Here is a 26,774-nt window from a genome sequence, read left to right as displayed (position 1 = left end):
ACTCGCTCAGTTTTCGCTCAAGAACAGCGCAGGACGGCACCCCTCCCGAAGGTTCATGCGGGGTAATGAAAATCGGGAAAGGCCTGGTCAGCACTAGTGATCGGTGTCGAGGTCGGGGTGCCGAGGAGGGGCATGGGGCCCAATTCGGGTGCTCTGGACATCCTGCTCGAGCGTAAGTAACGTGCTCATCACCCCCCAACGGACGTGCCGCCCTCATCACCCAGGGCGCCGTCCACGGCATCCCGATGCCGACGAGGTGGTGTGAACGGCTCTTACCCTGGCAGACCCGATGCCGCTGTTCGCACCACCTCCCCTTCCCGGGCGATTACGCTTCTGGAGTGACACGCACCTCCGATCGTCCCCGCCTCACCCGGCTTCCGCGGGACGTGATGGTGCTCGGCGTCATCGCCTTCTTCGTGATGCTCGGGTTCGGCGTCGTCGTTCCGGTGCTGCCCGTCTACGTGCGCAGCTTCGGCGTGGGCTACCTCGAGGTGGGCGCCGTGGTCTCCGCCTTCGCTGTGATGCGTCTGGTCGCGAATCCCTTCGTCGGCAAGCTGATCGACCTGCTCGGCGAGCGGGTGGTGCTCGCGGTCGGCATCGGCATCGTCGCCGTCTCCAGCGCTCTCGTGGGCCTCGCCGACAACTACCCCGCGGTGCTGCTGCTGCGCGGTGCCGGGGGCATCGGCTCGGCCATGTTCTCGGTGGCCGCGATGACCCTGCTGCTCGCCACGACCGAGCCCGCCGTGCGCGGCCGGGCCGTCGGCTTCTACCAGGGCGGGTTCCTCATCGGCGGCATGGCCGGCCCTGCCGTCGGCGGCCTGCTCTCGGGCATCTCGCTGCACGCGCCGTTCTTCTTCTACGCCGGCACCCTCGTGGTGGCCGGCGCCGTGGGGCTCGCCCTGCTGAAGCGCCGCACCCGCGACCCCGACGCGGTGCCCGAGCCTCCGCGGCCGTTCCGGCAGGTGCTGCGCGACCGCGGCTACCAGTCGGCGCTGCTGGCGAGCCTCGCCCAGGGCTGGTCGGCGATGGGGGTGCGCAGCGCGCTCGTGCCGGTGCTGATCGTCGAGGTGCTGCACGAGAAACCGGCGATCACGGGCATCGCCTTCGCCGTCGCGGCGGTCGCACAGACCCTCGCCCTGGCCCCGGCCGGCCGCTTCGTCGACACGGTGGGGCGCAAGCCCGCGATCATCGGCGCCTTCGCGGTCGGCGCGCTCGTCATGGTCGCCATCCCACTGGTGTCGTCGATCTGGCTGCTGATCGTTCTGCTGTCGGTCTACGGGGTCGCGGCGGCCTTCATGGGCACCGCCCCGGCCGCGGCCGTCGGTGACGCGGCGGGGGCGCGTGGCGGCCAGCCGGTCGCGGTGTTCCAGGCGGTGGCGGATGCCGGGGCCATCGTCGGACCGCTCGCCGCCGGGCTGCTCGTCGACGCCTTCGGCTACGAGGCGGCCTTCGCCTCGGCCGCGATCCTGATGGGGGCGGCGGCGCTGTTCGCGCTCCGCATGCCCCGACGGGCATCCATCGTCTGACGGGTGCGCCGGGCGCCCGCGGAGCCGGCCGGAGCCGTGGCGGTCAGAGCACGCGCAGGAGGAACCCGCGCATCCGCTCGATCAGGGCCAGCCGGGACGACTCGCGCCGGTACTCGTGCCCCTCCCCGGCGAGCTCGAGGTACTCGACCGGCCGCTCCAGCTCGCTCAGTGCCGCGACGATCCGGTGCGCCTCGCCGATCGGCACGTTCGTGTCGAGCTCGCCGTGCACGACGAGCAGCGGCACGTCGATGCGCTCGGCCTTCGCCAGCGGCGAGATGGAGCGCAGGAACTTCTTGTCGTGATCGGGATGCCCGTACTTCGTGACGGCGGCCGCGGCGATCCACGGCTCGGTCTCGGCGTAGAAGGTGAGCAGGTGCGACATGCCGCAGATGTCGACACCGGCGGCGAAGACCCCGGGCGTGAAGGCCAGGGCGGCGAGCGTGAGGTAGCCGCCGTAGGAGCGGCCGGTGACCGCGATGCGGTCGGCCGAGGCCGCACCGATGCCGATCAGGTGCTGCGCTGCCGCCGTGACGTCGTCGAACGCACCCTGGCGCTTCTGCACGTCGTCGGCGTGCACGAACTCCCGGCCGAAGCCCGAGGAGCCGCGCACGTTCGGGGCGAACACGGTGATGCCGGCCGCGGCCATCACCTGGTGCTGCGGGCTGAACGTCGGCCGCTCCTGCGACTCGGGTCCGCCGTGCAGGTGCAGCATGGCCCGGCCCGCGGAGGCGGGCCCCGCAGGCCGGCCCGGCCCTGATGCCCCACCCGGCCCTGATGCCCCGGCCGACGCCGCAGCCCGGTACAGCCACCCCGTGATCTCCAGCCCGTCGAGCGAGCGGAACCGCTCCAGGCTCGGCTGCACGAGCGGCACGGCGGGCAGCGTCGGCACGTCGCTCACCCGCGTCCAGGCGAGCGTCTCCGTGTCGAGGTGCCAGAGCTCCCGGGGCCGCAGCGGCCCCTCGACGGCGAGCAGCACGCTCGAGCCGTCGCGACTGAGCACCGGGCTCGTCGCCACCGCCCCGGGCAGGCCGGGCACGGGCACCGAGGTCTCCATGTGGGTGTCGAAGAGCTCGAGCTCGCTCCGCCCGGCGACGTTCCAGACGAGCAGCAGCAGCCGGCCCGCGTCGTCGCCGTCGAGCCCTTCGAGCTCGGCGTCGTCGCGCGCCGCCAGCAGACGCGCGGGCTGCGACCAGTCGTCGGGGTCGACCGGGGCGGCCACGAGCTGCAGCCGGGGCAGCCCGACCTCGGTCGCGGCGTAGACGACGGCCGGCGCGCCCGTTCCGGGAGGGGCGGGCCGGATGAACGCGCGGTCCGTCGCGCCCCGGCCCGGGTGCGGCAGCACGGGATGGTCGGTGTCGGTCTCGCGGTCGACGACCACGCAGAACTCGTGCCCCCGGCGCCCGTCGCGCACCACGAGCATCCGCTCGAAGGCCGACAGGTCGAGCACGTGGATCAGATCGCCCACCGCGAGCAGCTCGAGCTCGCCCGAGGTGGGGTCGGCGAGGTACGCCCGGGTCGGCTCGCCCACCTCGGTCGAGGGCACGGTGAGCACGACGCGGTGGCCGCTCCTCGTCCACGGTCCGAGCTCGACGTGCCGCTCGGGCGGACCCGAGATGCGCCGGGCGTCGCTGCCGTCGGGGCGCACCACCCAGACCTGGGTGCGCACCCCGCCGTCGGTGGCCACCGCGCAGGCCAGCCAGGCGCTGTCGGCCGACCAGCTGACCGAGATCACGGGGTCGTCGGTGAAGCGGATGCGCGTGGCGGAGGCCCGGGGTCCCTCGAGCACCACGTCCTGCACCCACACCTCGGGCGCGCCGCCGCGATCGCTGATGAACGCCACCCGGGCGGCGTCCGGCGTCATCGACGGACCCCAGCTGCCCCACGCGCGCACGAGGGCCGCCGCGAGGTCGCCCGAGCCTCCGGCGGTCACGACCGGCGCCGTCATCGGATGCCGTGCTCCTGCAGCCACATCTCGAGCAGCGCGAGCTGCCACAGGGCGTTGGAGCCCAGGGTCGTTCGTTCGGAGTTGGGATCGGCGAGCATCCGTTCGACCCTAGCGGTGTCGAACAGCCCGCGCTCCCGGGCGGCCGGATCGTGCAGGGCGGCCCGCACCCGCTCGAGGTACGGCCCCTCGAGCTGCCGGATGGCCGGCACGGGGAAGTAGCCCTTGGTGCGGTCGATCACCGCATCGGGCACGAGGCCCCGACTCGCCCGCTTCAGCACGCCCTTGCCCCCGTCGGAGAGCTTCAGCTCGGGCGGGATCTGGGCGACCAGCTCCACGAACTCGTGATCGAGGAAGGGGACCCGCGCCTCGAGGCCCCACGCCATGGTCATGTTGTCGACCCGCTTCACGGGGTCGTCGACGAGCATGATCGTGGTGTCGTTGCGGAGCGCGGCGTCCACCGAGGTGTCGGCCCCGGGTCGTGAGAACTGCGACGTGAGGAAGGCCGTCGCGCTGTCGGGCCGCGCCGCATCGCGCCAGGCCGGGCCGAGCAGCTGCTGCAGCTCACCCCAGGGGCGGTCGACGAACACCCGGGAGTAGGCCGCGACCGTCTCGTCGCGCGGCACGCCCTCGAGCGGCGGGTACCAGTCGTAGCCGCCGAGCACCTCGTCGGCGCCCTGCCCCGACTGCACCACCTTCACCGACTTCGAGACGTCCTCGGAGAGCAGGTAGAAGGCGACGCAGTCGTGGCTCACCATCGGCTCGCTCATCGCCGCGACCGTGCCGTCGATGCCGGGCAGCAGCCTGGAGGAGTCGATGGCGATGCGGTGGTGGTCGGTGCCGAAGTGCCGGGCGACGAGGCTGGAGTACTCGAACTCGTCGCCCGACTCGCCGCCGGCCGAGTCGAAGCCGATGCTGAAGGTGGCGAGGTCGGTCTGTCCGGCCTCGGCGAGCAGCGCGACCACGAGGCTGGAGTCGATGCCGCCCGAGAGCAGCACGCCCACGGGCACGTCGGCGACCATCCGCCGCTCGACCGCGGTGCGCAGGCTCCCGATCAGCGCCTCCTGCCAGTCCTCGTCGCTCCAGCCGGCCTTGTCGGGGTCGCGCTCGAAGGCGGGCTCCCAGTAGACGTGGTCGGATGCGCGGCCGTCGGGCTCGATCATCCGCACCGTCGCCGGCGGCAGCTTGGTCACCCCGGCGAGGATCGTGCGCGGCGCCGGCACGACCGAGTGGAAGCTGAGGTAGTGCTCGAGGGCCGTCCGGTCGATCGAGGTGTCGACGTCGCCCGACTCGAGCAGGGCCGGCAGCGTGGAGGCGAAGCGCAGCCGCCCGGGCCGCTCGTCGAGGTAGAGCGGTTTGATGCCGAGGCGGTCGCGGGCGAGCATCGTGCGGCCCGAGGCGTGCTCGACGACGACGAAGGCGAACATGCCCAGCAGGTGCTCGACGCAGTCCATGCCCCACTCGGCATACGCCTTGCCGATCACCTCGGTGTCGGAGGTGGAGAAGAAGCGGTGGCCCTTGCCCTCGAGCTCGGCGCGCAGCTGCCGGTGGTTGTAGATGCAGCCGTTGAAGACGACCGAGAGGCCGAGCGGGGCGTCGACCATCGGCTGCGCCCCGGCGGCCGAGAGGTCGATGATCGAGAGCCGCCGGTGCCCGAGGGCGACCCGGCCGTTCGACCAGAGCCCGGTGCCGTCCGGGCCGCGGTGCACCTGGCACGCCGTCATCCGGTCGACGGCGCCGAGGTCGGCGCTCCGGCCGTCGAAGCGCAGCTCGCCCGCGATGCCGCACATGCTCAGACGCTCCCCGGTGCCGCGGTGATCCAGGTGTCCTTCGAACCGCCGCCGCGGGAGGAGTTGACGACCATGCTCCCCGCCGGGGCCACCCGGGTGAGGGCCAGATCGGCGACCTCGAAGCCGTGCTCGCCCTCGCCGGTGGCGTAGACGAACACCCGCAGGTCGACGTGGCGCGGCTCGAGGGCGGCGCCGGGAACACCGGCCGCCTCGGCACCCGGCATCGGCGGGGCGCCGTCGGCGAAGGTCGGGTGCGACGACAGCGGCACGACCTCCTGCGCCACCCAGGTCTCGGGGTCGGCGGCGATCGCGGCCCGCCGCTCGGCCACCGCGGCGGCTCCGGCAGCGGGCCCGATCAGCACGCCCTCGCCGCCGTGGCCGTCGACCGGCTTCGTGACCAGTTCGCCGACCCGTTCCAGCACCGTGCGCCGTTCGGCCTCGTCGCTCGTGCGGTAGGTCGGCACCTGCTCGAGCAGCGGGCGCTCGCCGAGGTAGTAGGCGATCAGGGCCGGCAGATGGCAGTACATCGCCTTGTCGTCGGCGACGCCGTTGCCCGGGGCGTTGGCGAGGAAGACCCGGCCGGCGGCGGCCACGTCCAGGATGCGCGCCCCGATCGGTTCGCCGTCGGCGACGGCGTCGGGCAGCTCGACGTCCAGGCGCAGGTAGAGCGCGTCGAGCACGGAGCCGTCGGCCGCGACGACGACCCTGCCGTCGCGCACGTCGAGGTCGGACAGCTCGAGGAAGGCGAGGCCCGCGCTCTCGGCGAGCATCCGATGCTCGAACCAGGCGCCGCTCGTCGGGCCGCTCGACACGAGAGCGGCGGTCGGCACGCGGTGCGAGTCGGGGGCGAGACCGGCGGCGACGCGGCCACCGGCGAGCAGAGTGCGGCGCAGCGAGCCGAAGACGCGCTCGGGGTCGAGCATCGCGTCGGGCCGGGGAGCGCCGTCGGCGACCTCGTCCATCAGCCGGCGGATCGCGACCGCGTAGGCAGCTCCGCTCGGGTTCCGCACGTTGTCCTCGAGCACGCGCCAGCCGCCGAACTCGTTGCGCACGAGGTCGAAGCCGAAGACGGCCGAGCGGGTGAGGTCGGTGGGGAGGGCGCGCGCCGCGGGCATCCAGCCGGGGCTGCCCTCGATGACGGCACGGGGGATGACGCCGTCCTCGACGATGCGCTGCTCGCCGTAGACGTCGCGGAGGAACGCCTCGATCGCCCGGGCGCGCTGGGTGAGCCCGGCCGTTATCTGCGACCACTCGTGCGCGTTGATCACACGCGGCACGAGGTCGACCTCGAAGGGGCGCTCCTCACCGTCGACGCGGAAGGTGACCCCGTGCTCGTGCGTCCAGTCCCGGGCGGCCGAGCGGGCCGCTTCGACCTTCTCGGGGCTGAGGCCCTCGAAGTAGGCGATCAGCTGCTCGTAGGCGGGGCGGGGGTGGGAGCCGGGGCCGACCGCCTCGTCGCCCGCGCGGGTGCGGTAGGTGCGGAGCGCGGGCACGGCGGGCGGGATGCCCCCGGCCGGGCCGTGGGTCTCGTCGACCACGAGCTTCACCACGGCGTCGATGTCGCCCCGCTCGGCGAAGGCGGCGCGCTGCCGGTCGGCCGAGTTGCCGCGGGCGAGCAGCGTCTCGGCGAGCGCGACGACCTCCTCGTAGTCGCCGAGCTCCTCGAGCTGGGGGCGCAGCCGCCGGATCAGGTGCCGCACGGCGTGGGCGGCGGCGGTGGGGCGCGGATGGGGGCCGTCGTCGAGCAGGTCGCCCGACAGCCCGCCGCGGGCGGCCTGCCACATCGCGGCGCGGTGGATGGGCGCGGGCACCGGGTGGTACGGTCGGCCGGCCTCGATGTCGACCTCGGCGGCGCGCACGGCTGCGCGGAAGAGGCCGGCGATCAGCACCGCGTCGTCGACGATCGGGCAGGCGTCGCAGACGCGCAGCTCGAGCGTGGGGGCGTGCGAGGAGGGGCGCACCTCGAAGTAGGCCATCTTCGAGTCGGCGATGACCCCCGTGGCGATCAGGTCGGCGAGCAGCTCGTCGTACTCGGCCGCCGAGCCGAGGTCGCCGGTGGCGCCCGCGCTCGGCCAGCGCTGCCAGATGATGGAGCGGATGCTCGAGTAACCGGTGTCCAGCCCGTTCCAGTACGGGGAGCTCGCCGAGATCGCGAGCAGCACGGGCAGGTCGCGGGAGACCCGCTGGGCGATGTCGACGGCGAGGTCGCGGTCGCTCACCCCGACGTGGATCTGGGTGCCGCAGATCAGCTGCTCGTCGACGAGCAGGCGGTACTGCTCCTGCATGCGCCCGTAGCGGCCGGTCGTCGTCAGCTCGAAGTCGGCGAACTCCGAGCGGGGAGCGGTGCCGACGCAGGCGATGCCGATCCCGTCGGGGGCGGCCGCCTCGATCACGCCGCGGCGCAGCCGCAGGATCTCCTGGCGCAGCCCGTCGAGGGTCGAGACCACGTCGGTGTTCGTCTCGACGGTGGTGCGCTGGATCTCGGCCGAATAGTTCAGGGCGGGCAGCCGGGACAGGATCTGCGGCGCGCGGGCCGACAGCTTACCGCTCTCGAGATCGATGAGGTGGAGCTCTTCTTCTGCACCAAGCGTCAACTCCGCTGCCATGGGCTCACCCTACGAGGGTCTCCGACGCTCGGCCCGAATCGTCGATTGATCGAAACATGAGCCCCTCCGTGCGACTATCGCTGTAGTAGCGTTGAACAACGTGCAGTCCAGCTGAACAGATGGAGCAGATCAATGTCGATCGACACCCCCCGCATCGCCTTCGTCGGCACCGGTGCCAACGGCGCGGCGATCGCCGCCGACCTCACCCGCGCCGGTCACGACGTCACCTTCATCGAGCAGTGGCCGGCCCACGTGGCCGCCATGCGCGAGCACGGCATCACGGTGAAGATGCCCGACCGCACCGAGAACACGGCGGTGAAGGCCTACGACCTGTTCGAGGTCGCGACGCTGCGGGAGCCCTTCGACATCGTCTTCGTCGTCGTCAAGGCCTACGACACCCGGTGGGCCTGCGAGCTGATCAAGCCGCTCGTGAAGCCCGACGGGCTCGTCGTCGGGCTTCAGAACGGCATGTCGGTCGACGACATCGCCGACGTGATGGGTCCGGAGCGCGCGGTCGGCGCCGTGATCGAGGTGGCGTCGAACATGTGGGAGCCGGGGGTCTGCAACCGCGAGACCCCGCCCGAGGAGGCGTGGTTCGCGATCGGGGGCATCCACCCGGCCGTGATCGGGCGCGAGCAGGAGGTCGCCGAGGTTCTGCGGCACGCCGGGACGGTCGAGGTCTCCGACGACATCCGCTCGTCGAAGTGGGGCAAGCTGATCGTCAACGCGGCCGAGCTGGTGCCCTCGGCCATCCTCGACCTCGAGCTCGCGAAGGCCATCCAGGTGCCCGGGATGTACGAGTTCATGCTGCGCTGCGGCACCGAGGCGGCCCGGGCGGCCGTCGACTCGGGCGTCGCCCTGCGGCCCATCTTCGGCATGACCGACGCCGACCTCACGAACCCCGAGGTGTTCGCCGAGCAGCTGTTCGAGCAGGTGCTCCGGCGTTTCTCCTCGCCCACCACCCGCACGACCTCGCTCCAGGACTGGATGAAGGGCCGCCGCAACGAGGTGCACGAGATCAACGGCCTCGTCGTCGACGTGCAGCGGGAGCGGGGTGGCAGCGCGCCGGCGAACGAGCGCGTGGTCGAGCTGGCCCGCCGGATCGAGGCCGGCGAGCTGGAGCGCTCGCCGGAGAACATCGCACTGCTGCTCGCCTAGCCCCTGCGCGTGTGGGCCAGACTGGATCCATGAACCCGACCGAGAGCTTCCGGGCCGCCCGCGACACCCTGCTCGAGCACCGCACCGACGCGGCCGCCGCCACGGCCGCCTTCCGCTGGCCCGACGTCGGGCCGCACTTCAACTGGGCCGTCGACTGGTTCGACGAGATCGCGATCGGCAACGAGCGGCCCGCCCTCCACATCGTCGAGGAGGACGGCCGCGAGACCGTCGTCAGCTTCGACCGGATGCGCGCCCGCTCCGACGAGGTCGCCGCCTGGCTGCACGGCGAGGGCGTCGAGCAGGGCGACCACGTGATGCTCATGCTGGGCAACCGGGTCGAGCTGTGGGAGTCGATGCTCGCCGTGATGAAGCTCGGAGCGGTCATCCTGCCCACCACGACCCTGCTCTCGCCGGCCGACCTCGCCGACCGGATCGAGCGCGGCGAGATCGCCCACGTCGTCGTCGACGTGGCCGAGGTCGGCAAGTTCGACGGGCTCGAGGGCGAGTTCACGCCGATCGTGGTCGGCGCCGACCCCGAGGCGGTGCCCGAGGGCTGGATCGACTACGCCGAGTCCGTCGACGCCCCCGGCATCAGCCCGACCGTGGTCGTCGACTCGGGCGACCCGTGCCTGATCTACTTCACCTCGGGCACCACCTCGAAGCCGAAGATGGTGGTTCACAGCCACGAGTCCTACCCGGTCGGCCACCTCAGCACGCTCTACTGGCTCGGCGTGCAGCCGCGCGACGTGCACCTCGCCATCAGCTCGCCCGGCTGGGGCAAGCACGCCTGGAGCTGCTTCTTCGCCCCCTGGAACGCCGAGGCCACGGTGTTCGTCTACAACTACTCCCGCTTCGATGCGGCCGCGCTGCGCGGCCAGCTCGACCGCGCCGGCGTGAACACCTTCTGCGCCCCTCCGACGGTGTGGCGGATGCTCATCCAGAGCGAGCTCGGCCGGAAGCCCCGGGCGCTGACCGAGATCCTCTCGGCCGGCGAGCCGCTGAACCCGGGCGTCATCAGCGCGGTCGAGGAGGCGTGGGGCCTGACCATCCGCGACGGCTACGGGCAGACCGAGACCACCGCGATCATCGCGAACCCGCCCGGCGCTGCCGTGGTGCCCGGGGCGATGGGGCAGGCGCTGCCCGGTGTGGCGATCGCGATCGTCGACCCCGTCTCGGGCGAGCCCTCCCCGGCCGACGACGGCGTCCAGGTCGGCGAGATCTGCCTCGACCTCGCCGAGGAGCCCGCGAACCTGATGTCGGGCTACTACGGCGACGACGAGCGCACGGCCGCGGCACGGGCCGACGGGTACTTCCGCATGGGCGACGTGGCCGAGCGCGCGAGCGACGGCACCATCACCTTCGTCGGCCGCACCGACGACATCTTCAAGTCCTCCGACTTCAAGATCTCACCGTTCGAGGTCGAGAGCGCACTGCTGCAGCACGCGGCCGTGGCCGAGTCCGCGGTGGTGCCTGCTCCGGATGATCTGCGGCACAGCATCGTCAAGGCCTACGTGACCCTCGCCGCCGGTTGGGAGCCGACCGCAGAGACCGCGGCGGCGATCTTCGCCCACTCGCGCGAGGCGCTGTCGTCGTTCGAGCGGGTGCGCCGGCTGGAGTTCGCCGAGCTGCCGAAGACGATCTCGGGCAAGATCCGCCGGGTCGAGCTGCGGCAGCGCGAGGAGGAGGCGTTCGCGCGCGGCGAGGAGCTCGCGGAGGAGTTCCGGGAGGACCGGCTCTAGGCGTCGCTCGCGAACAGCTCCGGGTGCTTCACCAGCTCGAGCCGGGTGCGCCGGATGTGGGTGACCAGCACCCGCTCGGCGTCATCCGGATCACCCCGCCGCAGACAGTCGACCAGCAGATGGTGCTCGAGGTGGGTCACCCCGATGCCCGTGACGCCGACGAGCGTGGCGTACGCCCGGCGATAGTGCTGCGTGGTGTTCCAGAGCCGGTGGATGATCTGCCAGAGCTCGCCCGTCGCCGCGCCGGCGTAGCTCAGCAGGTGGAACTCGCGGTCGTCGGCCATGAAGGCGTCGACGTCGGTGTTGGCCTCCATCCCGTCGGCCAGCTCGGCCAGCCGGTCGAGCTGTTCGACGGAGAGGTGCTCGAGGCTCCGGCGCAGCAGCAGCGGCTCCAGCCGCTCGCGGATCGAGTAGGCCTCGACGCACTCCTCGAGGCTCAGTCGCGACACCCAGGCGCCGGAGTTGGCGACGAGGGTGACGAGGCCGTCGGCGGCGAGCATCCGGATGGCCTCGCGAGCGGGGATGCGGCTCGCTCCGAAGCGTTCGGCCAGGTCCTCCTGCCGCAGGCGCGTGCCGGGCGCGAGGGCTCCGCCGAGGATCTCGCGGCGCAGGCTCTCGGCGATGCGGTGGCTCGCGACGTTGTCGCGGTACGCGGTGTCACGGGTGACGCTGGTGTCGGTCATCGCCTCGAATACTAACCGCGGGTCATTCCGCCGGGCGAGCGGGGTGCCAGAGGCGCACCTCGGCCTCCTGCTCGTACTGCTTGCCGTGCGGGTAGCTGACGAGTTCGAACTGCATGCCCCAGGGGCTCAGGAAGTAGACCCAGCGCTGGCCCTCCGAGGCGTTGCGGCTCGCGGTGGGTGCGCCGAGAATCCGGATGCCCGCCTCCTCCAGTGCCCCAACGGCCACGTCGAGGTCGTCGACGTAGAACGCGACGTGGTGCCCGCCGAGGTCGCTGTTGCGCGGCTGCGGCCGCTGGTCGGCGGCGGGCTCGTACTCGAAGACCTCGAAGTTCGGGCCGTGACCGCAGCGGTAGAAGCGGATCTCCCGCACGACGCTCCGCGGATCGACGTTCAGGTGGTCCCACATCCAGTCGTCGTCGCGGCGCATCGCGGGGAGCGTGTAGACGTGCGTGCAGCCGATCACGTCGACGAAGAAGCGGTGGGCCTCCTCGAGGTCGGGAACGGTGAAGCCCAGGTGCTCGGCACCTCGGAGTCCGGGTAGGGCCACGGTCGCCTCCTCGCGATGAATGTATCCACTGGCCACGATAGCTTCCCTGCTTTCGGAGCGAAAGGGTTGCAATGGATCCATTCACGACCTAGTCTGCTGAGCAACCGGCTTCACCCCCGTGCAAAGGAGCACCTGCAATGCCTCGCGAGAAACGCCTCCAGCCCGGCTCGCCCTGGGTCGAGCTGAGCACGACCGCCGCTGACTGGAAGGCCGCCGATCCGGCCCTCCTCGACACGATGCTCGGTCAGCTGCACCTCATCCGCGCCTTCGAGGAGGCGGTGCTCGAGCTCGCCGGCGCCGGCCTGGTGCACGGCCCCGCGCACTCGAGCATCGGCCAGGAGGGCGGCGCCGTCGGATCCATCGTGGGGCTGCGCTCGAGCGACGGCGTGAACGGCTCGCACCGAGGGCACCACCAGTTCCTCGCCAAGGCGCTGGCGCACGTCGCGCCCGAGGGGCTCGACCCGACGGCGCTCGTCACCCCTGCGGTGCAGGAGGTGCTGCAGAAGACGCTCGCCGAGATCCTCGGCCTCGCCCAGGGCTACTGCCGGGGGCGCGGCGGCTCGATGCACCTGCAGTGGCACGAGGCGGGGGCGCTCGGCACCAACGCGATCGTGGGCGGCGGCGTGCCGCTCGGCGCGGGCAACGCCTGGGCGCAGAGGCACGCCTGGGCCGAGAAGCAGGCGGGTTCCGCCTCAGCCTCCGACGGCGGCTCCGACCTCACCGTCAGCTACTTCGGCGACGGCGCCGTGAACATCGGCTCGGTGCTCGAGTCGATGAACCTCGCCGCCGCGTGGAAGCTGCCGTTCTGCTTCTTCATCGAGAACAACCTCTACGCCGTCTCCACGCATGTCAGCGAGGTGACCGCCGAGCCGCGGCTCTCGGCCCGCGCGCTCGGCTTCGACATCCCCGCCTGGCGGGTCGACGGCATGGACCCGCTGGCCGTGCACCTCGCGATGGAGCAGGCGAGCGAGCGGATGCGTGCCGGCGACGGCCCTGCCGTGATCGAGGTCGAGGTCTACCGCTACTTCCACCAGAACGGCCCGTACCCCGGCAGCGCCTTCGGCTACCGCAGCAAGGAGGAGGAGCAGTCCTGGCGCGACCGCGACCCGCTCCTCCGGATGGCGCGGGAGCTCACCGCCCTCGGCCGCATCGACGACGACGGGCTCGCCGCCGTGCGCTCGCAGGCCCAGGAGGCCGTGCGCCTCGCGGTCGACGCCCTGACCGAGCCCGACCCCGACGGCAAGCCGGGGGTGAAGCGCATCCGCCCCGAGCTCTGGCCCGATCCGGGCTTCGTGGACGTGGGCATCCGCGGCGACCTCTCGGAGATCGCCGACGCCGACACGCTCGAGCAGGCCGACTACACGGGCGGCACCAGCAAGGGCAAGTTCGTCGACGCGGTGGCCGCGGTGATGGACCGCCGGATGGGCGAGGACGACCGCATCGTGGTGCTCGGTGAGGACATCCACCGTCTCAAGGGCGGCACGAACGGCGCCACCAAGGGGCTGTCGGAGAAGTACCCGGGGCGGGTGCTCGGCACCCCGATCAGCGAGAACGCCTTCGCCGGCCTCGGCGGCGGCATCGCGCTCGACGGCCGCTACCGGCCCGTCGTGGAGTTCATGTACCCCGACTTCATGTGGGTCGCCGCCGACCAGGTGTTCAACCAGATCGGCAAGGCGCGGCACATGTTCGGCGGCGACAACCCGGTTCCGCTCGTGCTGCGCACCAAGATCGCCATGGGCTCGGGCTACGGCTCGCAGCACCTGATGGACCCGGCGGGCATCTTCGCCACCAGCCCCGGCTGGCGCATCATGGCCGCCTCGACCCCCTTCGACTACGTCGGGCTGATGAACGCCGCGCTCGCCATCGACGACCCGGTGCTGATGATCGAGCACGTCGACCTCTACGCCGAGTCGGGCGAGATCCCGGACGACCTGGACCACCAGATCCCGTTCGGCACCGCCGCGGTGCGGCGCTCGGGCTCCGACGTCACCGTGATCAGCTACCTGTCGATGGTGGGCGAGAGCGCCAAGGCGATCGAGCAGACGGGCATCGACGCCGAGCTGATCGACCTGCGCTTCCTCGACCGCGCCTCGCTCGACTGGGACACCGTGGGCGAGTCGATCAAGAAGACCAACGCCGTGCTGATCGTGGAGCAGGGCGCGCAGGGCACCTCGTACGGCGCGTGGCTCGCCGACGAGATCCAGCGCCGCTACTTCGACTGGCTCGACCAGCCCGTGCAGCGGGTCACCGGTTCCGAGGCCTCGCCGAGCATCTCGAAGGTGCTGGAACGGGCCGCCATCGCCAAGGCCGACGACGTGGTCGTCGGGCTCGAACGGGTGCGCGCCGCATTCGGGAAGGGGGCCTGAGATGGCGACGATCATCCGCATGCCCAGTGTTCTGGCGGGCTCGGAAGAGGCCGCGATCGCGAGCTGGCTCGTGACGCCCGGGCAGACCGTCGCCGTGGGCGACCCGCTCGCCGAGATCGAGACCGAGAAGGCCGTCGTGGAGTACAACTCCGAGGATGCGGGGGTCGTCGGACGCGTGCTGCTCGAGCCCGGTCAGGCCGGGGAGATCGGGGCGCCGATCGCGGTGCTGATCAGCGAGGGCGAGACCGACGCCGACATCGACGCGGCCCTCGGGCAGGCGCCGGCGGCCGCCGTCACCGGGCCCGACTCGGCGCCGGACGCGACCGAGCGCGACCCCGACGGCGGCACGCCGGTCGTGGAGGCCGCGTCGCTCGAGGCGGCGGCCGAGGAGGCGGCCCCAGCGGCCCCGGCTGCGCCCGCTGCGGCTTCCGCTGCTTCGGAGGAAGCGCCTCAGAGCGACTCCGCCCGCCTGTTCGTGAGCCCCATCGCCCGGAAGCTGGCGAAGGAGCGAGGACTCGATCCGGCGGCGATCACCGGCACGGGACCCGGCGGCCGCATCGTCCGCCGGGACGTCGAGGAGGCGGTCGTCCCCTCGGTCGCCGCCCCGGCGGCGGCGGCGGCCCCGGCGGCGGAACGCGCATCCGTCGACCCGGAGACCACCTCGCCCGACGGCACCGAGCTCGTGCCGCACACCGCGATGCGCAAGGCCATCGCGCGGCGGCTCACCGAGAGCAAGTCGACCGTGCCGCACTTCTACCTCACGGCCGAGTGCCGGGTCGACGAGCTGCTCGCGCTGCGCGCCCGCGTCAACGAGACCTCGAGCGTGCGCGTCTCGGTGAACGACTTCGTGCTCAAGGCGGTGGCCGCCGCGTTCCAGGCGGTGCCCGAGGCCAACGTCACGTGGAGCGACGAGGGGATGCGCGTGCATCCCTCGGTCGACATCGCCGTCGCCGTGGCCACCGACGGCGGCCTCGTCACCCCCGTGGTGCGCGGGGTGGACGCGCGCAGCCTCAGCTCGGTCAGCACGGCGGTGGCGGATCTGGCCGGACGCGCCAAAGCGAAGAAGCTCAAGCAGAGCGAGCTCGAGGGCGGCAGCTTCTCGGTGTCGAACCTCGGCATGTACGGCACGCTGGAGTTCGCGGCGATCCTGAACCCGCCGCACTCGGGCATCCTCGCAGTGGGCGCGGCGAAGCCGCAGCCGGTTGTCGTCGACGGAGAGCTCGCCGTGGCGACCGTGATGCGCTGCACGCTCTCGGTCGACCACCGGGCGGTCGACGGGGCGCTGGCGGCGCGGTGGCTGGCGGCGTTCCAGCAGGCGGTCGAGAACCCGCTGTCGATCCTGGTCTGATTCAGGCTCTGCGGAGATGGGCCGCCCGGCGTCAGGCCAGGCGGTCCATCGCCTGCAGCACGTCGACGGCCGAGGCGAGGTTCTCGCCGGCGCGCTCGGGCTGGCCCGACGGCGCCATCTCCTGCGAGAACTCCCGGCGACCCACCACGAACCAGAGGCCCTTCGCGGGCACCGAGCCCTCGTTGAGGTAGAGGTGCGGTCGCACCGAGTCGAAGCTGAGCGAGTCGCCCGCCCGCAGCACGAAAGTGTCGAAGTCGAGCTTCACCGTGAGCTCACCCGAGAGCAGGTAGGCGTACTCGACGCCGCTGTGCCGCATCATGCGGCCCTCGATCGAGCTCGACGCCCCCGGCTCGTAGGTGACGAGCAGCGGATCGACCGCGCCCTCGCGGCTCGCGGCGAGACGCTCCCAGCGCACACCGTTCTCCATCTCGAGCACCGGGTTGTCGGTGCCGCGCTGCAGCGGCGGGACCGAGCTGCCGAGCTGCTCGACGTTCAGCGGGAGTGACGCCGGAGCGTCGACCGCGACGGGCGCGGACGAGCCGGCGGAGGCCGCCGGAACCGGGGCCGAGCCGCGGGCGCTGCCCGCCATGAGGTCGTCGAACGACATGCCGAGGTGGTTGACGAGCGCGTAGAGCGTGCTCACCGACGGTTGCGTCTTGCCGGTCTCGACCTGCGAGATCAGGCTCGCCGACACCCCGAGGGCCGTGGCGACGCTGCGGAGGCTGAGCCCTTGGGAGATGCGCGCCGCGCGGAGGCGGGGGCCGATGTCGTCAGTGATGGTCGCACTCCTCGCTCGCGGACTTGTGCAGCAAGAGTATACGACCAGCCCGCGCGGCGACGAGCGGTTTCGCTGGACGGCCGGAGAAAGTGTGTTGCTATGGTGAACACTGTGACAAGCTAGACTGAACACCGAAGGGGACGAATCAATGGCGAATCGTGTATCGGGCACCGTGGCGGTGGTCACCGGAGCCGGCAGCGGCATGGGACGGGGTATCGCCCGCGCCCTGGCGTCGGAGGGCGCATCCGTCGTCATCGCCGACCTGAACGGCGAGGCGGCCGAGGCCACCGCCCAGTCGCTGCGCGACGACGGCTTCGCGGCCGCGGGTGTGCGAGCGGACGTGTCGAAGCGGGACGAGGTGCGGAGCGTCGTCGAACGCACGGTCGCCGAGTTCGGCCGGCTCGACGTCTGGTTCAACAACGCCGGCTTCAACGCGCCGATGAAGTTCCTCGACGTGACCGAGGAGAACTGGCGCTCGATCATGGAGGTCAACGCCCTCGGCGTGCTGATCGGCACCCAGGAGGCCGCCAGGCAGATGATCGCGCAGGGCGTCTGCGGCAAGATCGTCAACACCACCTCGATGGCCGGACGCCAGGGGTTCCCGGCGTTCGCCCCGTACTCCGCGGCCAAGGCCGCCGTCATCTCGCTCACGCAGTCGGCCGCCAAGGCGCTGGCCGAGCACGACATCACCGTCAACGCCTTCGCCCCGGGGGTCGTCGACACCCCGCTCTGGGTGAAGCTCGACGAGGACCTGCTCGCCATCGGCGAGACCAAGACGGCCGGCGGGGCCATGGACGAGTTCGCCGCGGGCATCATCCGCGGCCGCACGGCCACCGTCGACGACATCGTCGGAACGGCGCTCTACCTGGCGTCGTCCGACTCCGACTACCTCACCGCCCAGGTGATCATGATCGATGGAGGGATGGTCCTCGTATGACCACACAGCTCGACGGCACCCACGCCGGAACCGACAGCGGCGCCCGGTCCCCGCTGCAGCCGCCGGCCGGCGGCTACGCGACCATCCCCACCGCCACTCGCGGCACCAACGCGGTCGACTGGGAGCAGCGCATCGACTTCGACCGACTGCGCAGCGAGCGCCTGGCGCGGCTGAAGGCGGAGCTCGCCCGGAGCGAGCTGGGGGCGGTGCTCGCGTTCGACTTCTCGAACATCCGCTACATGACCTCGACCCACATCGGCACCTGGGCGATGGACAAGCTGATCCGCTTCAGCCTGCTCACCCGCAACACCGACCCGATCATGTGGGACTTCGGCTCGGCGGCGAAGCACCACGGGCTGTTCAACCCGTGGCTCGACACCACGACGGCCGAGGCCGACGCCGATCCGCACGCCCCCCACCACGGCGCGGTGCGACCGCGCGCCGAGAGCGGCTCGCGAGCCGGCATCTCGACCCTCCGCGGCGCGTTCAGCCCGGACGCCGAGATCGCCGACCGGGTCGCGTCCAAGATCAAGCGCGAGCTCGAGAAGTTCGGGGTGGCCGACCAGCCGCTCGGAGTGGACGTGATCGAGCTGCCCGTGCTCTTCGCGCTGCAGAAGCAGGGCATCCGCGTGGTCGACGGCCAGCAGCTGTTCATGGAGGCCCGCCGCATCAAGACCGCCGACGAGATCGGCCTGCTCACCCAGGCGGCCTCGATGGTGGATGCGGCCTACGAGGACCTGTACGAGTTCCTGCGGCCGGGCGTGCGCGAGAACGAGGCCGTCGGGCTCGTCTCGAAGAAGCTCTACGATCTCGGCTCGGAGTACGTCGAGGGCGTCAACGCCATCTCGGGCGAGCGCTGCTCGCCGCACCCGCACGTGTTCTCCGACCGGCTCATCCGGCCCGGCGACCCGGCCTTCTTCGACATCCTGCACAGCTTCAACGGCTACCGCACCTGCTACTACCGCACCTTCGCGGTGGGCTCGGCCTCGTCGGCTCAGCGTGACGCCTACAAGCGCGCCCGGGAGTACATGGACCGCGCGATCGCCCTGGTGCGGCCGGGCGCGACCACCGCCGACATCGTGAAGGTGTGGCCGACGGCGCAGGAGTTCGGCTTCCCCGACGAGGAGGCCGCGTTCGCCCTGCAGTACGGGCACGGCGTGGGCCTGTCGATCTGGGAGAAGCCGATCTTCTCGCGCCTGGTCTCGCTGGAGCACCCCGAGGAGCTGAAGGAGGGCATGGTCTTCGCCCTCGAGACCTATTGGCCGGCGGCCGACGGGTGGGGTGCCGCGCGCATCGAGGAGGAGGTCATCGTGACCGCCGACGGGTGCCAGGTGATCACCAAGTTCCCCGCCGAGGACCTGCTCGTGGCCGGCAAGCGGTACTTCACCGTGGGCGGCAGCCTCCCGACGCTGCGCGACTCGCAGTCGCACCTGAACACGGCGGCCGGGCGCGGGGAGCCGGGGGCGTGAGCGACGCGACCGCTTCGGCCGCGAGCGGCGCGGCCGGGTCGTCGGCCGGGCCGGTCGGGTTCGTCGGGCTGGGCTCGATGGGCTCGGCCATGGCCGGGCGGCTGCTCGAGCAGGGCTACGAGGTGGTCGTCTGGAACAGGTCTCCGGATGCGGTCGCCGACCTCGTGTCCCGGGGCGCGGTCGAGGCCGCCACCGTGGGCGAGGCGCTGGCCGTCGGCACGGTGTTCTCGATGCTCTCGAACGAGTCGGTCGTCTTCGACCTCTTCGACGACGAGACGCTGGCCTCCGCACCGGACGGCGCCCTGCACGTGAACATGGCCACCGTCGGCGCGGCGGCGGCCACCCGCCTCCGCGAGCGTCACGCGGCGGCCGGCGTCGCCTACGTCGCGGCCCCCGTGCTCGGCCGCCCACCGGCGGCGGGCTCGGGTGCGCTCACCGTGCTCGCGGCCGGCGACCCCGCCGACGTCGAGCGGGCCCGCCCCGTTCTCGAGGCGCTCGGCCGGCGCGTCTGGCCGATCGGCGACGACCCGAGCCAGGCCAACGTGGTGAAGATCGGCGTCAACTACCTGATCATCCATGCGCTGCAGGCGCTCGCCGAGTCGATCACCCTGCTCGAGGCCCGCGACGTCGACACCGGGATGTTCGTCGAGCTGCTCGGGGACAGCCTGTTCCCCGGGGTCGTCTACTCGGGCTACGGCGGAGCGATCGCCCGCGGCAGCTACACGCCGGCCGGTTTCACCACCGAGCTCGGGTTCAAGGACTTGATGCTCGCGCTCGACGCGGCCCGCGCATCCGGTGTCTCGTTCCCCTCGGAGAGCGCCCTGCGGGGGGTCTTCGAGAAGGCCCTCGACGACGGGCAGGCCGAGCTCGACTGGGCCTCGATCGCCGAGGTCACCCGGCGGCGCGCGCGCCCGGTCGCCTAGGCGTTCTGCTCACGGCAGAGCGCCTCCCCAGGAGCATCCGGCCGCGCTAGCGTCAGGGCATGGACCTGATCTTCGTGCACGGCGCCCTGGTGCGCGACGGCGAGTGGTGGTGGCGGCCGACGGCGGGCCTCCTCGAGGAGCGGACGGGCATCCGGAGCCGGGCGCTCGCGCTGCCCTCCTGCGGCGAGGTGCCCGACGATGCGCGCGGGCTGGTGGCGGATGCGGCCGCCCTGCGCCGCGCCCTCGACGACGTCGAGCACGCCGTCGTGGTCGGCCACTCCTACGGCGGCACCGTCATCGCCGAGGCCGGACGCCACCCCGCGATCGCGCACCTCGTGCTGATCTCGTCCTACCTGCCGGAGGTGGGCACGACGCAGGCGGCGATCCTCGCCGACGAGCCCGACCCGGCGGCCATCGCGGATGGCGGCGACGGCACCCTGACGCTCAGCGGCTACGACGAGGCGGCCTTCGGCGCCCGGTTCCTCCAGGACGGCGATCGCGGACTGCGGCGCGACGCCTTCGCGCGCATCACGAGCCAGCACGCCGAGTCGTTCGTCACCCCCACCACCGGGGCAGGCTGGCAGGGCGTCGACTCCACCTACCTCGTCTGCGCCGACGACCGCAGCACCACGCCCGCCCTGCAGCGCGCGCACGCGGCGCGCGCGACCCGCACGCTCGAGCTGCCGACCGGCCACCACCCGTTCCTCACCCGCCCCGACCTCGTCGTCGACGCCGTCGAGGCGCTGCCGCTCTCCGGGGTGCCGGGGGTCTAGCGGGGCGACTGCCAGAGCTCGAGCTGGATGCCGTCGGGGTCGCGGAAGTACGCCCATCGCGACCCGGCGAGCGGCCCCTCGTCGATGGTGTTCGGCGGGCTGCTGAACACGGCGCCCTTGGCCGTGAGCTCCTCGACCGCCACGTCGAGATCATCGACCTCGAAGCAGACGTGGGCGGCCCCGACGTCGCAGTTGCGCCGGTCGAATTCTTCGCCCACGGGCTCTTGGTACTCGAGGAACTCGATCCGGGTCGAGCCGACGGTGAGCATCGAGAAGGTCAGCCGTGCATCCGGAACCTGCACGCCCCGGGCGAGCTCGGGCCCCGCCCCGTGGTTCACCGGCCCGGGGGTCAGGCCGAACATGTCGCTGTACCAGGCGCGGGACGCCTCGAGATCGCGAACCGTGATGCCGACGTGGTGCACGCCGTCCAGGACGAAGGTCATCGTCGACTCCTCTGTTTCGGGTAGTGTCACTGAACAGCCTCGCTTAACAGAGGCCTGCATCGCTAGCGGTTGGCGCAACTTCGCCCCCGGTGTGTACAGTGATGATGAACTTTCCGACGACGCAAAGGAGCTGAGGATGCGGGCAGCCGTCTTCCACGCCGCACAGGACATCCGGGTCGAAGAGGTGGCCGAGCCGAACGGCGCCGGCCCCGGTGAGGTGCTCCTCCGCCCCTTCTGGTGCGGAGTCTGCGGCACCGACCTGCACGAGTACGCGATGGGCCCGATCGTCATCCCGGCCACGCCGCACGCGCTCACGGGGGCCACCGCCCCGCAGATCCTCGGCCACGAGTTCTCGGCCGAGGTCGTCGAGGTCGGCGCCGGCGTCACGAACGTGCGGGCGGGCGACCGCGTCTCGGTGATGCCCCTGCTCTCCTGCGGCACCTGCTACTACTGCCGCCGCGCCCTCAACCACCTCTGCCAGCGCATGGCCTGCATCGGCCTGAGCTTCGCCTGGGGCGGCATCGCCGAGCTCGCCGTCGTGCCGGCGACCCACGTCAGCGTGCTCCCGGATGCGGTGACCGACCTGCAGGGCGCGCTCGTCGAACCCGGCGCCGTCGCGGCCTACGGCGTCGACACCGCGCAGGTGCGCCCCGGCGACACCGTGCTGATCACCGGAGCGGGGCCCATCGGCGCCCTCGCCGCCCTCTACTCCTCGGCCCTCGGCGCCTCCGTCTTCATCTCCGAGGTCAACCCGTACCGCGCCGAACTCGCCCGCGCCCTCGACGTGGGCGAGGTTCTCGATCCCACTTCGCTCGACGTGCCCGCCTACCTCAAGGACCGCACCGACGGCGTCGGCGTCGACGCCGTGGTGGAGTGCTCCGGCAACGAGCGCGCCCTGCAGGCCGCCCTCGCCTCGGTGCGCTCGGCCGGCCGCATCTCGCAGACCGGACTGCACACCAAGGCGGCCTCGATCGACCCGATGGTGCTCTCCGAGCACGACATCACGCTCGCCGGCACCTGGTGCTACCCCGTCACCGACTGGCCGCGGATCATCGACCTGATCGCCCGCGGGCGCTACCCCGTCGAGAAGGTCGTCACCGCGCAGGTGCAGATGGACGACGTCGTGCAGGGCTTCGAGACGCTGCTGTCGCCCCGCGGCGACCAGGTGAAGGTGCTGATCCAGGCCGGAAAGGGAAGCCGATGAAGGCCCTGCAGTTCGTCGAGGAGGACAGCGCCGCCGTGCGCGACCTCGACGTCCCCGCCATCGCCGCCGACGAGGTGCTGATCGCCTCCCGCCGCGTCGGCGTCTGCCACTCCGACATCGAGCTGCTCGAGGGCCGGTACATCATCCCGTTCGAGTACCCGGTGATCCCGGGTCACGAGTGGTCGGGCGAGGTGGCCGCGGTCGGCTCGGCCGTCACCGAGTTCGAGGTCGGCGACCGGGTCGTGGGGGAGTGCGTGATCGGCGACGACCACTTCGGCTTCTCGATCTCCGGCGCCGCGGCCGAGTACTTCGTGGCCAAGCCCGCCTGGCTGCACCGCCTTCCCTCCGAGCTGTCCTGGGCGGCCGGCGCCCTCGTCGAGCCGTTCAGCGTGGCGTACTACGCGCTGATGCGGGTGGGCAACGTGAACGGCAGCGATGTGCTCGTCGTGCTCGGCGCCGGCCCGATCGGCCTCGCGGTGACCGCCGCCGCGGCCGCCCTCGGGGCCACGACGATCGTCGTCGAGCCCTCGGAGGAGCGCCGCGCGGTCGCGGTCGCGCTCGGGGCCGTCGAGGCCGTGCATCCTGACGACGCGGCGGCCACCCTCGACCGGCTCTCGGGCTCGCGGGGCGCCGACGTCGTGGTGGAGTGCTCGGGCCGGCCCGAGGTGATGGCGACGGCGCTCGAGCTGGCCGCCTTCCGCGGGCGGATCGCCTACATCGGCATCGACGTGGGGCGCTCGGCGCCGGCGCCGCTCGGGCTGATCCAGTCGAAGGAGCTCACCATCACCGGGTCGATCGGTTCGCCCGGTGTCTGGCCGCAGACCCTCCGCTTCCTGGCGAGCTCGGGCATCGACCTGTCGCCCCTGATCACCCACGTCTACGGCATCGACGAGGCGACGGATGCGGTGGCCACCGCTCGCGCCCAGCGCGGCGTGATCAAGGCCCACGTGGAACTCTCGGCGCCGGCGCCGGTGGCTCCGTCGGCCTAGGCCCCGTGGCTGTGGCCCAGGCCGCGCCCTCGGCCTGGGCCCTCTCGCTTCTGGGTCAGGCAGGGGCTCCGGTCGGCTGCGCCAGCTGGATCAGGTTGCCGCAGGTGTCGTCGAGCACGGCGACGATCACCGGGCCGAAGTCGGTGGGCGGCTGCGTGAACGTCACGCCGAGTGCCGTCAGTCGCTCGTACTCGGCCTGAACGTCATCCACCCCGAACTGGCAGAAGGGGATCCCGTCGGCGGCCAGTGCCTCGGTGAACGGCGCCACCGCCGGATGACCCTTGGGTTCGAGGGAGAGCTGTGTGCCGTCGGGGCGATCGGGGTCGACGACGGTGAGCCAGCGGTGGTCGCCGAGCGGCACGTCGGCGGAAACGGCGAAGCCGAGCGCGCCGGTGTAGAAGTCGAGCGCCCGCTGCTGGTCGTCGACGAAGATGCTCATGGTCTGGATCTTCACGAGGGTGCCTTCCGGTCGGGCCACCGCTCGGCGATCTGCGTCAGCGGTGACGTGTCGATGGTGTGCAATTTGTAGCGGCCCCGACGCTCGGTGCGCACGAGACCGGCCTGTTCGAGCACGTCGAGGTGCTGCGAGACGGCCTGGCGCGACGGTCAGTTCGTCGGCGGGAGGTCGCCCGTGAGGTCGACGGAGCTGGTCGCCGCGTTCCAGGTGAGGGTGGCGGTGGCGCGGCCCGAGGCCTCGGCGTTGGACTCGGAGCCCTGGAGGAAGCGGTAGGTGACGGCGATCGCGTCGTCGGCCGTGCGCTCGACCGTGGGGGTGAAGCCGTAGGCCTCGGAGGTCGCCGTGCCGAGGTAGCTGCCGTCGTGGAACAGGAGCACCGCCGTGGGTGAGCTGACCGTGGCGTACTCGAGGGTGACGAGCGACCAGGAGAGGGCGGCGCAGGGGTCGTAACCGCTGTAGTCGGCGTTCGCCGCGTCCCAGGGAATGCCCTCGAGACCGGCGGGGGCGGGCAGTGCGGCGATGCCCGAGGCGGCGGCCTCCTGGCCGCACGCCGCGGGTTCGGCCGTCGGTGCGGGCGTCGGAGTGGGGCTGGGTGCGGGTGCGGACGGGGACGGCGCGGCGGAGGTCGGAGACGCCGCACCGGTGCTCGCGGTGCCGGCCGAGCATCCGGCGGTCGCGGCCACCGCCAGCACCACCACCGGGAGCCAGCCCGCCCGGCGCACCGCCCGCCCGGTCGTCGCGGCCGTGATGGTTCTCGTCGTGGGTGCCATCACCCCAGCCTGCTCCGCTTCGCCCGTGGCGTCGAGGCCGCTGCGGCATTCGGCGGTTCTCCGCAGGGCGGTCGGCGGTCGCCGTGCGGCGCCGCGCGGCCAGGGGGTCGGTCAGGGGAGGGTGAGGATCTCGGGGCCGGCCCCGGTGATCGCGATGGTGTGCTCGCTGTGGGCGGTGCGGCTGCCGGTGGCGCTTCGGAGGGTCCAGCCGTCGGGGTCGGTGACCAGGCGGTCGGTGCCGATCATCGCCCAGGGTTCGAGGGCGAGCAGCAGGCCGGGGCGCAGCCGGTAGCCGCGGCCGGGGCGGCCGGTGTTGGAGACGTGCGGGTCCTGATGCATGGTCGAGCCGACGCCGTGGCCGCCGAACTCGGTGTTCACGGGGTAGCCGGCCTCGGTGAGCACGGTGCCGATCGCGTGCGAGAGGTCGCCGATGCGGGCGCCGGGCACGGAGGCGGCGATCCCGGCGGCGAGGGCCCGCTCGGTCGCCTCGATCAGAGCGACGCTCTCGGCCGGACGCGCCTCGCCGACCAGGAAGCTGACGGCCGAGTCGGCCACGACCCCGTCGAGCGAGACGGCGAGATCGAGCGTCAGGAGGTCGCCGTCAGCCAGGACGTGTGCCGAGGGCATGCCGTGCAGCACGGCGTCGTTCACCGAGGTGCAGATCCAGTGCCCGAACGGGCCGCTGCCGAACGAGGGCGCGTAGTCGACGTAGCAGGACTCCGCGCCGGCCTCGAGGATCAGCTCGCGCGCCCAGGCGTCGATCTCGAGCAGGCTGGTGCCGACGGATGCCCGCCCTCTCAGCTCGCGCAGGATGCTCCCCACCAGCGCCCCGGCCGCCCGGGCCCGCGGCAGCTCGCGTGCACTCAGTATCTCGATCATTAATCCCTCATTCCAATAACTATCCCGGTAATACTATCCCGGTCGGTCGGTAGACTCGACGCATGGTCCGGCTCCCCCTCACTCCCGCCGAGCTCGAGCGCGGGCGCCGGCTCGGCGCGCTGCTGCGCCGGGCGCGCGGCGACCGGCCGCTGCTCGAGACGGCGCTCGACGCCGGGGTCTCGCCCGAGACCCTGCGCAAGATCGAGTCCGGCCGCGTCGCGACGCCGGCGTTCTCGACGATCGCGTCGATCGCGGGCGTGCTGGGCCTCTCGCTCGACGAGGTCTGGACCGAGATCTCGCCCCACGTCGAGCAGCCCTCGCGCTCCCTGGCGTCGTGACGCCTCCGCCCCGCGCATCGGTAACCGCGACGAGGCTGGTGTCCTGACGGCTGCCCCGCGCATCCTGAACCACGACGAGGTCGGCGACGGATGCGCGGGCACCCGCCACCGGATCGACTACGGTCGGCGCATGCCGGGCCGTTCCGCGCCGGCGTGCGAGTCCTGCGCGCCCGCGATCGCGCCGTGCCCGGCGTCGCCGTGGCCACCAGCGCCGTGGCCTTTCGAGCCCCCGGGGAGCACGCGGCGCACGAGCATCACGACGCCCACCACGACCAGTCCGAGGATCAGGCCGAAGACGGCCGAGAGGGCGGTCTCGACGATCCAGACGACGACCGGCCCGGCCGCCTCGATCGAGTGGGTGATCGCGTGCACGACGTCGTGCGGCCCGTGCCAGAACGCCTCGGCGAGGTTCTCGATCACGAGGTGCCCGCCGACCCAGAGCATCGCGACCGTGCCCACGATGCTGATCACGCGGAACACCGCCGGCATCGACGCCACGATGCGCGCCCCCGTGCGCCGCACACCCCGCGACGGGTTCTTCATCAGCCGCAGCCCGACGTCGTCGATCTTCACCAGCAGCGCCACCGCGCCGTAGACCAGGGCCGTCATGCCGAGGCCGATCACCGCGAGGGCGCCGAGGGTCATCCAGATGCCGAGAGCCGGGTCGAGGCTGTCGAGCGCGATCAGCATGATCTCGGTGCTCAGGATGAGGTCGGTGCGGATCGCCCCGAACACCAGCTTCTTCTCGTCGCGGGCCTCGGTCTCGCCGGCGTCGTGATGCAGACCGAACCACTCGAGCACCTTCTCGGCGCCCTCGAAGCAGAGGTACGTGCCGCCGATGATCAGGAGGAACGGCAGCACGAACGGCGCGAACGCCGACAGCAGCAGCGCGATCGGGATGATGATCACGAACTTGTTGACGAGGCTGCCGAGCGCGATCCTCCACACCACGGGCAGCTCGCGTGCGGGCGTCAGCCCCTGCACGTACTGCGGCGTGACGGCGGCGTCGTCGATGACGACCCCCGCGGTCTTCGCACTCGCCTTCAGCGCAGCCGTCAGTATGTCGTCGACCACCGCCAGCAACCCGACCGACATCGACCCCTCCTCGC

The 26,774-nt window shown here is 72.1% G+C and carries 24 protein-coding genes; 12 read left to right on the top strand and 12 right to left on the bottom strand.

Annotation, left to right across the window (positions count from 1 at the left end; translation table 11 throughout):
- The first annotated feature begins 338 nt into the window (after nucleotides 1-338).
- Entirely contained in the window at nucleotides 339-1,526 is a 1,188-nt protein-coding gene (locus BJ984_RS02185; protein ID WP_271206362.1) for an MFS transporter, read from the top strand.
- Nucleotides 1,527-1,569: 43 nt separating this feature from the next.
- Here the strand turns inward: BJ984_RS02185 and BJ984_RS02180 are convergent, their stop codons facing one another.
- From BJ984_RS02180 to BJ984_RS02170, 3 genes are read right to left on the bottom strand one after another with little or no spacing between them, the layout of a single operon-like run.
- Entirely contained in the window at nucleotides 1,570-3,471 is a 1,902-nt protein-coding gene (locus BJ984_RS02180) for a S9 family peptidase (RefSeq protein WP_179546636.1), read from the bottom strand.
- On the bottom strand, nucleotides 3,468-5,258 hold the full coding sequence (locus BJ984_RS02175) for an N-acetylglutaminylglutamine amidotransferase (protein ID WP_179546635.1): 1,791 nt from the start codon (nucleotides 5,256-5,258) through the stop codon (nucleotides 3,468-3,470). Before BJ984_RS02175 ends, BJ984_RS02180 begins: the two co-directional genes overlap by 4 nt.
- Nucleotides 5,259-5,260: 2 nt before the next feature.
- A complete protein-coding gene (locus BJ984_RS02170) occupies nucleotides 5,261-7,864 on the bottom strand; it encodes a carboxylate--amine ligase/circularly permuted type 2 ATP-grasp protein (protein WP_179546634.1) in 2,604 nt (867 codons plus the stop codon).
- 132 nt (nucleotides 7,865-7,996) lie between these two features.
- On the opposite strand from BJ984_RS02170, the gene BJ984_RS02165 reads away from it, so the two are divergent.
- Together BJ984_RS02165 and BJ984_RS02160 are read left to right on the top strand one after the other, a co-directional pair.
- Nucleotides 7,997-9,022: a ketopantoate reductase family protein gene (locus BJ984_RS02165; protein ID WP_218869954.1), complete on the top strand. Its 1,026-nt coding sequence runs from the start codon at nucleotides 7,997-7,999 to the stop codon at nucleotides 9,020-9,022.
- 29 nt (nucleotides 9,023-9,051) lie between these two features.
- Nucleotides 9,052-10,761, top strand: coding sequence for an AMP-binding protein (locus tag BJ984_RS02160; protein WP_179546633.1), 1,710 nt, complete (start codon nucleotides 9,052-9,054; stop codon nucleotides 10,759-10,761).
- On the opposite strand, the gene BJ984_RS02155 is transcribed toward BJ984_RS02160, so the two are convergent.
- Both BJ984_RS02155 and BJ984_RS02150 read right to left on the bottom strand, forming a co-directional pair.
- Nucleotides 10,758-11,444, bottom strand: a complete 687-nt coding sequence (locus BJ984_RS02155) for a GntR family transcriptional regulator (RefSeq protein ID WP_179546632.1) — start codon at nucleotides 11,442-11,444, stop codon at nucleotides 10,758-10,760. The two genes, BJ984_RS02160 and BJ984_RS02155, sit on opposite strands and share 4 nt — an antisense overlap.
- Nucleotides 11,445-11,466: 22 nt before the next feature.
- Nucleotides 11,467-11,991 carry a VOC family protein gene (locus tag BJ984_RS02150; RefSeq protein ID WP_271206361.1) on the bottom strand — a complete coding sequence of 175 codons (525 nt, stop codon included), beginning with the start codon at nucleotides 11,989-11,991 and terminating at the stop codon, nucleotides 11,467-11,469.
- Nucleotides 11,992-12,128: 137 nt separating this feature from the next.
- Between BJ984_RS02150 and BJ984_RS02145 the strand changes: the two genes are divergently transcribed.
- Nucleotides 12,129-14,357, top strand: a complete 2,229-nt coding sequence (locus BJ984_RS02145) for an alpha-ketoacid dehydrogenase subunit alpha/beta (protein WP_179546630.1) — start codon at nucleotides 12,129-12,131, stop codon at nucleotides 14,355-14,357.
- Between the two features lies 1 nt (nucleotide 14,358).
- Entirely contained in the window at nucleotides 14,359-15,705 is a 1,347-nt protein-coding gene (locus tag BJ984_RS02140; RefSeq protein WP_179546629.1) for a dihydrolipoamide acetyltransferase family protein, read from the top strand.
- Between the two features lie 31 nt (nucleotides 15,706-15,736).
- On the opposite strand, the gene BJ984_RS02135 is transcribed toward BJ984_RS02140, so the two are convergent.
- The gene (locus BJ984_RS02135) at nucleotides 15,737-16,687 is read right to left on the bottom strand and encodes a helix-turn-helix domain-containing protein (RefSeq protein ID WP_179546628.1); all 951 of its coding nucleotides are present in this window, start codon (nucleotides 16,685-16,687) and stop codon (nucleotides 15,737-15,739) included.
- Here BJ984_RS02135 and BJ984_RS02130 point away from each other — a divergent pair.
- The 4 genes from BJ984_RS02130 to BJ984_RS02115 are packed head-to-tail and all read left to right on the top strand — an operon-like array spanning nucleotide 16,632 to nucleotide 20,585.
- Complete coding sequence (locus BJ984_RS02130) at nucleotides 16,632-17,420, top strand: SDR family NAD(P)-dependent oxidoreductase (protein ID WP_179546627.1); 789 nt, start codon at nucleotides 16,632-16,634, stop codon at nucleotides 17,418-17,420. The genes BJ984_RS02135 and BJ984_RS02130 overlap by 56 nt on opposite strands.
- Complete coding sequence (locus BJ984_RS02125) at nucleotides 17,417-18,889, top strand: M24 family metallopeptidase (RefSeq protein ID WP_179546626.1); 1,473 nt, start codon at nucleotides 17,417-17,419, stop codon at nucleotides 18,887-18,889. The genes BJ984_RS02130 and BJ984_RS02125 overlap by 4 nt, the downstream gene beginning before the upstream one ends.
- Complete coding sequence (locus BJ984_RS02120; protein WP_271206360.1) at nucleotides 18,886-19,812, top strand: NAD(P)-dependent oxidoreductase; 927 nt, start codon at nucleotides 18,886-18,888, stop codon at nucleotides 19,810-19,812. Before BJ984_RS02125 ends, BJ984_RS02120 begins: the two co-directional genes overlap by 4 nt.
- Nucleotides 19,813-19,871: 59 nt before the next feature.
- The gene (locus BJ984_RS02115) at nucleotides 19,872-20,585 is read left to right on the top strand and encodes an alpha/beta hydrolase (protein ID WP_179546625.1); all 714 of its coding nucleotides are present in this window, start codon (nucleotides 19,872-19,874) and stop codon (nucleotides 20,583-20,585) included.
- Here BJ984_RS02115 and BJ984_RS02110 read toward each other — a convergent pair.
- A complete protein-coding gene (locus BJ984_RS02110; RefSeq protein ID WP_179546624.1) occupies nucleotides 20,582-21,028 on the bottom strand; it encodes a VOC family protein in 447 nt (148 codons plus the stop codon). The two genes, BJ984_RS02115 and BJ984_RS02110, sit on opposite strands and share 4 nt — an antisense overlap.
- Nucleotides 21,029-21,164: 136 nt before the next feature.
- On the opposite strand from BJ984_RS02110, the gene BJ984_RS02105 reads away from it, so the two are divergent.
- Complete coding sequence (locus BJ984_RS02105; protein WP_179546623.1) at nucleotides 21,165-22,232, top strand: 2,3-butanediol dehydrogenase; 1,068 nt, start codon at nucleotides 21,165-21,167, stop codon at nucleotides 22,230-22,232.
- Nucleotides 22,229-23,221, top strand: a complete 993-nt coding sequence (locus tag BJ984_RS02100) for a zinc-dependent alcohol dehydrogenase (RefSeq protein ID WP_179546622.1) — start codon at nucleotides 22,229-22,231, stop codon at nucleotides 23,219-23,221. Before BJ984_RS02105 ends, BJ984_RS02100 begins: the two co-directional genes overlap by 4 nt.
- Before the next feature lie 55 nt (nucleotides 23,222-23,276).
- On the opposite strand, the gene BJ984_RS02095 is transcribed toward BJ984_RS02100, so the two are convergent.
- The 4 genes from BJ984_RS02095 to map form a co-directional block, all read right to left on the bottom strand.
- Nucleotides 23,277-23,675 (bottom strand): VOC family protein, encoded by a 399-nt coding sequence (locus BJ984_RS02095; RefSeq protein WP_179546621.1) that lies wholly within the window; start codon nucleotides 23,673-23,675, stop codon nucleotides 23,277-23,279.
- Nucleotides 23,672-23,794 carry a helix-turn-helix domain-containing protein gene (locus BJ984_RS18865; protein ID WP_271206359.1) on the bottom strand — a complete coding sequence of 41 codons (123 nt, stop codon included), beginning with the start codon at nucleotides 23,792-23,794 and terminating at the stop codon, nucleotides 23,672-23,674. The genes BJ984_RS02095 and BJ984_RS18865 overlap by 4 nt, the downstream gene beginning before the upstream one ends.
- 33 nt (nucleotides 23,795-23,827) lie before the next feature.
- On the bottom strand, nucleotides 23,828-24,448 hold the full coding sequence (locus BJ984_RS02085; RefSeq protein WP_179546620.1) for an LppP/LprE family lipoprotein: 621 nt from the start codon (nucleotides 24,446-24,448) through the stop codon (nucleotides 23,828-23,830).
- 111 nt (nucleotides 24,449-24,559) lie between these two features.
- On the bottom strand, nucleotides 24,560-25,327 hold the full coding sequence (gene map, locus BJ984_RS02080) for a type I methionyl aminopeptidase (protein WP_179546619.1): 768 nt from the start codon (nucleotides 25,325-25,327) through the stop codon (nucleotides 24,560-24,562).
- A 62-nt stretch (nucleotides 25,328-25,389) separates the two neighbouring features.
- On the opposite strand from map, the gene BJ984_RS02075 reads away from it, so the two are divergent.
- On the top strand, nucleotides 25,390-25,665 hold the full coding sequence (locus tag BJ984_RS02075; protein ID WP_179546618.1) for a helix-turn-helix domain-containing protein: 276 nt from the start codon (nucleotides 25,390-25,392) through the stop codon (nucleotides 25,663-25,665).
- Nucleotides 25,666-25,782: 117 nt separating this feature from the next.
- On the opposite strand, the gene BJ984_RS02070 is transcribed toward BJ984_RS02075, so the two are convergent.
- Nucleotides 25,783-26,760 (bottom strand): DUF808 domain-containing protein, encoded by a 978-nt coding sequence (locus BJ984_RS02070; protein ID WP_179546617.1) that lies wholly within the window; start codon nucleotides 26,758-26,760, stop codon nucleotides 25,783-25,785.
- Nucleotides 26,761-26,774: the final 14 nt, after the last annotated feature.

The sequence above is a fragment of the Herbiconiux flava genome, assembly GCF_013409865.1.
Taxonomy (GTDB): domain Bacteria; phylum Actinomycetota; class Actinomycetes; order Actinomycetales; family Microbacteriaceae; genus Herbiconiux; species Herbiconiux flava.
The sequence above is the reverse complement of the archived record's forward strand: the minus strand, read 5'-3'. Positions and strand labels throughout refer to the sequence as shown.

What these genes read in the sequence shown, in the direction of transcription:
- BJ984_RS02180 (WP_179546636.1), bottom strand. Translation starts at nt 3,471, where the DNA reads ATGACGGCGCCGGTCGTGACCGCCGGAGGCTCGGGCGACCTCGCGGCG.
- BJ984_RS02175 (WP_179546635.1), bottom strand. Translation starts at nt 5,258, where the DNA reads ATGTGCGGCATCGCGGGCGAGCTGCGCTTCGACGGCCGGAGCGCCGAC.
- BJ984_RS02170 (WP_179546634.1), bottom strand. Translation starts at nt 7,864, where the DNA reads ATGGCAGCGGAGTTGACGCTTGGTGCAGAAGAAGAGCTCCACCTCATC.
- BJ984_RS02165 (WP_218869954.1), top strand. Translation starts at nt 7,997, where the DNA reads ATGTCGATCGACACCCCCCGCATCGCCTTCGTCGGCACCGGTGCCAAC.
- BJ984_RS02160 (WP_179546633.1), top strand. Translation starts at nt 9,052, where the DNA reads ATGAACCCGACCGAGAGCTTCCGGGCCGCCCGCGACACCCTGCTCGAG.
- BJ984_RS02155 (WP_179546632.1), bottom strand. Translation starts at nt 11,444, where the DNA reads ATGACCGACACCAGCGTCACCCGTGACACCGCGTACCGCGACAACGTC.
- BJ984_RS02145 (WP_179546630.1), top strand. Translation starts at nt 12,129, where the DNA reads ATGCCTCGCGAGAAACGCCTCCAGCCCGGCTCGCCCTGGGTCGAGCTG.
- BJ984_RS02140 (WP_179546629.1), top strand. Translation starts at nt 14,359, where the DNA reads ATGGCGACGATCATCCGCATGCCCAGTGTTCTGGCGGGCTCGGAAGAG.
- BJ984_RS02130 (WP_179546627.1), top strand. Translation starts at nt 16,632, where the DNA reads ATGGCGAATCGTGTATCGGGCACCGTGGCGGTGGTCACCGGAGCCGGC.
- BJ984_RS02135 (WP_179546628.1), bottom strand. Translation starts at nt 16,687, where the DNA reads ATGCCGCTGCCGGCTCCGGTGACCACCGCCACGGTGCCCGATACACGA.
- BJ984_RS02125 (WP_179546626.1), top strand. Translation starts at nt 17,417, where the DNA reads ATGACCACACAGCTCGACGGCACCCACGCCGGAACCGACAGCGGCGCC.
- BJ984_RS02115 (WP_179546625.1), top strand. Translation starts at nt 19,872, where the DNA reads ATGGACCTGATCTTCGTGCACGGCGCCCTGGTGCGCGACGGCGAGTGG.
- BJ984_RS02110 (WP_179546624.1), bottom strand. Translation starts at nt 21,028, where the DNA reads ATGACCTTCGTCCTGGACGGCGTGCACCACGTCGGCATCACGGTTCGC.
- BJ984_RS02105 (WP_179546623.1), top strand. Translation starts at nt 21,165, where the DNA reads ATGCGGGCAGCCGTCTTCCACGCCGCACAGGACATCCGGGTCGAAGAG.
- BJ984_RS02100 (WP_179546622.1), top strand. Translation starts at nt 22,229, where the DNA reads ATGAAGGCCCTGCAGTTCGTCGAGGAGGACAGCGCCGCCGTGCGCGAC.
- BJ984_RS02085 (WP_179546620.1), bottom strand. Translation starts at nt 24,448, where the DNA reads ATGGCACCCACGACGAGAACCATCACGGCCGCGACGACCGGGCGGGCG.
- map (WP_179546619.1), bottom strand. Translation starts at nt 25,327, where the DNA reads ATGATCGAGATACTGAGTGCACGCGAGCTGCCGCGGGCCCGGGCGGCC.
- BJ984_RS02075 (WP_179546618.1), top strand. Translation starts at nt 25,390, where the DNA reads ATGGTCCGGCTCCCCCTCACTCCCGCCGAGCTCGAGCGCGGGCGCCGG.
- BJ984_RS02070 (WP_179546617.1), bottom strand. Translation starts at nt 26,760, where the DNA reads ATGTCGGTCGGGTTGCTGGCGGTGGTCGACGACATACTGACGGCTGCG.